This is a genomic window from Kitasatospora sp. NPDC048298, assembly GCF_043201465.1.
GTDB lineage: Bacteria > Actinomycetota > Actinomycetes > Streptomycetales > Streptomycetaceae > Kitasatospora.
Genome location: NZ_JBICYZ010000140.1, coordinates 1 through 4,931 on the forward strand (window position 1 = coordinate 1; position 4,931 = coordinate 4,931).

General features: G+C 74.2%; 3 protein-coding genes. 2 read left to right on the forward strand and 1 reads right to left on the reverse strand.

The features are described from left to right. Window positions 1-167: 167 nt before the first annotated feature. On the reverse strand, window positions 168-1,283 hold the full coding sequence (locus ACGF0D_RS43815) for a hypothetical protein (RefSeq protein WP_392871448.1): 1,116 nt from the start codon (window positions 1,281-1,283) through the stop codon (window positions 168-170). 337 nt (window positions 1,284-1,620) lie between these two features. Here ACGF0D_RS43815 and ACGF0D_RS43820 point away from each other — a divergent pair, with 337 nt between their 5' ends. After that, a complete protein-coding gene (locus ACGF0D_RS43820; RefSeq protein WP_392926118.1) occupies window positions 1,621-3,639 on the forward strand; it encodes a transglycosylase domain-containing protein in 2,019 nt (672 codons plus the stop codon). 62 nt (window positions 3,640-3,701) lie between these two features. Beyond that, window positions 3,702-4,931, forward strand: a 1,230-nt coding sequence (locus ACGF0D_RS43825) for a BTAD domain-containing putative transcriptional regulator (protein WP_392926120.1), incomplete at its 3' end; no start/stop codon positions are given.

The following is a 4,931-nucleotide window of genomic DNA, read 5'->3' on the forward strand; positions in this document are numbered from 1 at the left end:
CTCGCACTGGGTGCGGAGTTCGCCGCAGTGGCAGACGGCATCGCAGGAGCGGTGGGGGGGGGGGGGGGGGGGGGGGGGGGGGGGGCGCCCCGCCCCCCCCCCCCCCCCCCCCCCCCCCCCCCCCGCGTCACCCGGCCCCGCTGCGTCACGTGCGAGTCACCCGCGCGTCAGTCCGGCGGCAGTGGCAGCGGCGGAGGGGTGGCGGAAGGACGGCGGTCGGCGGGGCGGGCCGGGGGGATGACCTGGGCGCGGAAGTCGCGCGGGCCGGTCCACAGGGCCGGGACGGCGTCGCCGCGGCGGGCCAGCTCGTACGCCAGCGCCTCGTAGTTGACCCGCCAGCCGTTGAAGTGCGCCCAGGCCTCCTCGACCGGGCGCTCGCGCGGGAAGCCGGACGCGGTGATCATCGCGACGGCGCCCAGGTACTCGGCGTAGGTCAGCCGGATCGGGACGTCCGGGTCCGGGTCCGAGTCGAAGTCGAACCGCAGTGAGCGGGCGATGTCGCGCAGGGCGGTGAAGCCGGCCCGGAGCACCAGCCGGGCCTCGGGCGGGGCCGAGCGCGGGCAGAGCGCCAGGTGCAGGGCGGCGGCGTCCATCACGGCGATCAGCCCGACCACCCAGCTGCGGTTGGGCTGGGGGGAGCGGAAGGAGAGCAGCACCGGGTAGTTGGAGTGGCTCTCGCCGATGTCGGCGGCCAGCCGCTCCCAGTCCCGGTAGAGCTGGGGGAGCGCGGTCTCGGTGTCCACCAGGGACTGGCGGGCGAGCAGCTCGGGGCCCCAGGCGGGCTCGCCGGCCCGGGACTGCAGCAGCGTCACCTCGGTCTCGCGGCGCTGGTAGGCGGCGTAGAGGGTCGGCAGGTAGGAGATCTGGAGGGCGATCACCAGCGGGCCGCTGGCGGCCGCCAGGAAGTCGATCGCGGACAGGTGCAGCCGCTCGCCGCTGGCGAAGCCGAGGGTGAAGAGGCTGGACCCGGCCTCGCGCACGGCCACCGACCAGCTGAGTTCGGAGGTGCCGTGCAGCAGCAGGGTGTAGGCGATCAGCATGCAGCTGAGCCACACGCCGAGCATGCCCAGCAGCACCAGCGGCGCCAGCCAGGTGAGCGCCCGGTCCTGCGCGTGGTAGCCGCGGGACGGCCCGGCGAACAGCTGCAGCAGCTTGCGCAGCACCCGCCAGAGCCGCATCACCAGTGCCGAGTAGAGCCCGCGCGGAACGACCAGGGTGCGCAGGATGCTGCCGATGACCAGCAGGAGCAGCAGCGCGCCGAGCGCGGTCTGGATCATCCTCATGGCGCCATTCTGGCGGTACGCCGGGACTGCCGTGGCACGCTCCGGGGCGGGTCGGCCGGCCGGCGGCGGCCCGGCAGCCGACGTCACCCGGCCGAGGCCCGTCCGCCGCGGGCCTGCCGCCCGTCCGCTGCCCGTCCGCTGCCCGTCCGCCGTGGGCCTGCCGCCTGTCCGCCGCCCGTCCGCGGCCCGTCCGCCGAGCATCCGCTGAGTGCCCGTCCCGGGTCCGTCGCATGGAGTATGACCATGATCACACCGAAACGAGGCTTACGTACTGGCGTTCCCATCGCGTCTACCTGGACGGAGGAATCAGTCCCACGAGCGAATCGGAGACCGGACTGTGCGTGCTCAGCAAGACGGCGCCGCCGAGGAGGAGAAGTCCGGGTGCCGACGGCCCCGGAAGCGTCGCCCGTCCCCGCGGATCGACTACCCGCGCCGAGGCCGGCGCGGGGTCCGTCGCTGGCTCCCGTCCTGGCGGCAGCTGCTGTTCGTGGTCGGGACGGGGGCGACGGCGCTGACGGGCTGGCTGGTCTGGTTCTACGCCACCACCGCCGTCCCGGAGGACCTGAACGCCTTCGCCACCCAGCAGAACAACGTCTACTACTGGGCGGACGGCACCGAGATGGCGCGGATCGGCCCGACCAACCGGCAGGACGTGCCGCTCGACCAGGTTCCGGAGCCGGTGCGGTGGGCAGTGCTGGCGGCCGAGAACGAGACCTTCTACACCGACCCGGGCATCTCCGTGACCGGCATCGGCCGCGCGGTCATCCAGATGGTCAAGGGCGGCGACACCCAGGGCGGTTCCACCATCACCCAGCAGTACGTCAAGAACATCTACCTGAACCAGCGCCAGGACATGTCCCGCAAACTCAGCGAGATCGTCATCGCGATCAAGCTGGACGACCGGATGAGCAAGCAGGACATCCTGGCCGGCTACCTGAACACCAGCTGGTTCGGGCGCGGCAGTTACGGCATCGAGCGCGCCGCGGCGGCGTACTACGGCAAGGACGTCTCCCAGCTCGACCCGAGCGAAGGCGCCTTCCTGGCCGCCCTGTTGAAGGGCGCCGGGCAGTACGACCCGGGCGTCGGCCCGGAGAACCACAAGCGGGCCGAGGAGCGCTGGTCCTGGATCCTGGACCGGATGGTGGAGGTGGGCAAGCTGTCCGCCGCCGAGCGCGCCCGGTACACGGTCTTTCCCGAGCCGAGGCCGCAGCCGAAGTCGGCGGGGCTGAGCGGCCAGATCGGCTACCTGGTCGACATGGCCCGCGCCTACGTGGAGAGCCACAGCGACATCACCCCGGCCCAGTTCGACCTCGGCGGCCACCAGATCCGCACCACCTTCGAGAAGCCGAAGGTCGACGCCCTGGTCGCCGCCGTCCAGGAGGGCAGCGCGGGGATCGACCCGGACAACCGGGAGTCCGACAAGCTCCTGAAGGTCGGCGCGGCCTCGGTCGCCCGGGACGGCCGGATCGTCGCCCTCTACGGCGGCCCCGACTACCTGAAGCAGGGCTTCAACAACGCCAACACCACGACCGTACCGATCGGTTCGGCCTTCACCCCGGTGGTGTACGCGGCCGGGCTCGGCCAGGGAACGCAGCGCCAGCGGGGCGGCAACCGCACCCCGGTGACGCCCGCCACCACCTACAACGGCGACGACGGGGTGAACGTGATGACCCCGGAAGGGCCGTACTGGGGGCGGGACGGGAAGATCGTCAAGACCGCCAACGACGGCAAGCGGAACTGGGGCAACGTCACCCTGCGGAATGCCGTCGAGCAGTCCGTCAACGGGCCGCTGATGCAACTCGGCATGGACGTCGGCCTGGACCGGGTGCAGAACACCGCCACCGACCTCGGCCTGCTCCCCACCAGCCTGGGCGAACTCGTCCCTGCCCTCGCCGTCGGCAACTCCACCCCCAGCGCCGTCCGCACCGCCGACGCGTACGCCACCTTCGCCGCCGGCGGCACCCACACCGACCCCTACTCGGTGCTCGGCGTCTCCCGCAACGGCGTCCAACTCCCGCTGCGCCTGCCGGCCGCCGCCCAGGCGCTCACCCCGGCGGTAGCGGGTGAGGTGGACGCGGCACTCAAGGGCTCCGCCCGCGACGGGGCCGCCAAGTCGGTCGCCGAGGCGGGCCCGAACCTGGCCGGCAAACCCGGCACCACCGCGGACCGTACGGCAGGGTGGTTCGTCGGCTACAACGGGCAGCTGTCGACGGCGGTCACCGTGTTCCGCGCGGACCTGAAGGACATGAAGCTCCTCTCCCTCGAAGGCCTGGGCGGCGCCACCCCGGACACCTCCGACGCCGCCCTGCCGACCCGGATCTGGACCGCCTACATGAAGTCCCCGGCCACCCGGTAGCCCGCCGCGGGATCCCTCCCCTCCCTGAACCGGCAGGGGCCCGCGATATTAGGCTGAAGCGGATGAAGATGACGTTCGGGCTGTTGGGGCCCCTGGCGGTCGAGGTGGACTCGGTGCCGCAGGTGCTGCCGCGGGCCACCGTGTTGCGGGGGCTGCTGGGGGCGCTGCTGCTCGCGGAGGGGGAACGGCTGCCGGTGGGGCGGCTGTTGGACCTGGTGTGGGCCGGGCAGGCGGACCGGGTCGGCCGGGGTGCGGTGCACACCGGGATGTCGCGGCTGCGGACCTGGCTCGGGGGCTTCGGGGACGAGAGCGTGGTGCTGGCGTCCGACGCGCAGGGGTACCGGCTGGTGACCGGGCCGGACGCGGTGGACCTCGGGCGGTTCCGCAGGCTGGCCGTCGGAGGGGACCCGGTCGGGGCGATCGGGCTGCGGCGCGGCCCGGTGTTGGCCGGGCTGGAGCGGGTGAACCGGGAGGACCCGCTGGTCGCGGCCGTGGTGGACGAGGTGCGCGCCACCGTCCTGGCGCTGGCCCGGGCCGGCCTCGCCGCCGGAGCGCCGCGGCCGGCCGTGCCCGCCCTGACGGCGCTCGCCGAGGAGCATCCGTTCGACGAACCCGTGCAGGCCGCCCTGCTGGAGCTGTTGGCGGCGGACGGCCGGGCAGCCGAGGCATTGAGGCGCTTCCAGGCGCTGCGTCGGCGGCTGTCCGAGGAACTCGGGATCGAGCCGGGCGAACAGGTGCAGAACGTCTTCCTGGCGCTGCTGGCGCAGGACCGCGAGGGCACCCGTACGAGCCCGGGGTGCGCCCGCGTGCCCTCCCAACTTCCGCGTGACATCCCGGACTTCACCGGGCGGGACGAGCAGGTGCGGCTCGTGCTGGACGCCCTGGCGGCCGGCCGGGTCCCGGTGATCGCCGGCATGGGCGGCATCGGCAAGACGGCGCTGGCCGTCCACACCGCCCACCGCGCCGCCGACGACTACCCGGACGGCCGGCTGTACGCCGACCTGCGCGGGGCCGACGAGTCGCCCGCCGACCCGGCCGGCGTGCTGGCCGCCTTCCTGCGCGCCCTCGGTGCCGACCCCCGGGAGATCCCGGCCTCGCTGGAGGAGCGTTCCGCGCTCTACCGCACCCTGCTCGCCGGGCGCCGCGCCCTCGTCCTCCTCGACAACGCCGCCGGGGAGCAGCAGTTGGGCCCGCTGCTCCCCGGCACGCCGGCGGAGTGGGGGGGGGGGGGGGGGGGGGGCCCGCCCGCGGGCCGGGGGCCCCCCCCCGCCGCCCCCCCGGCCCCGCCCCCC

Bases quoted from the DNA above. Each gene is read 5' to 3' on its own strand.
- ACGF0D_RS43815 (WP_392871448.1), bottom strand. From the start codon at position 1,283: ATGAGGATGATCCAGACCGCGCTCGGCGCGCTGCTGCTCCTGCTGGTC.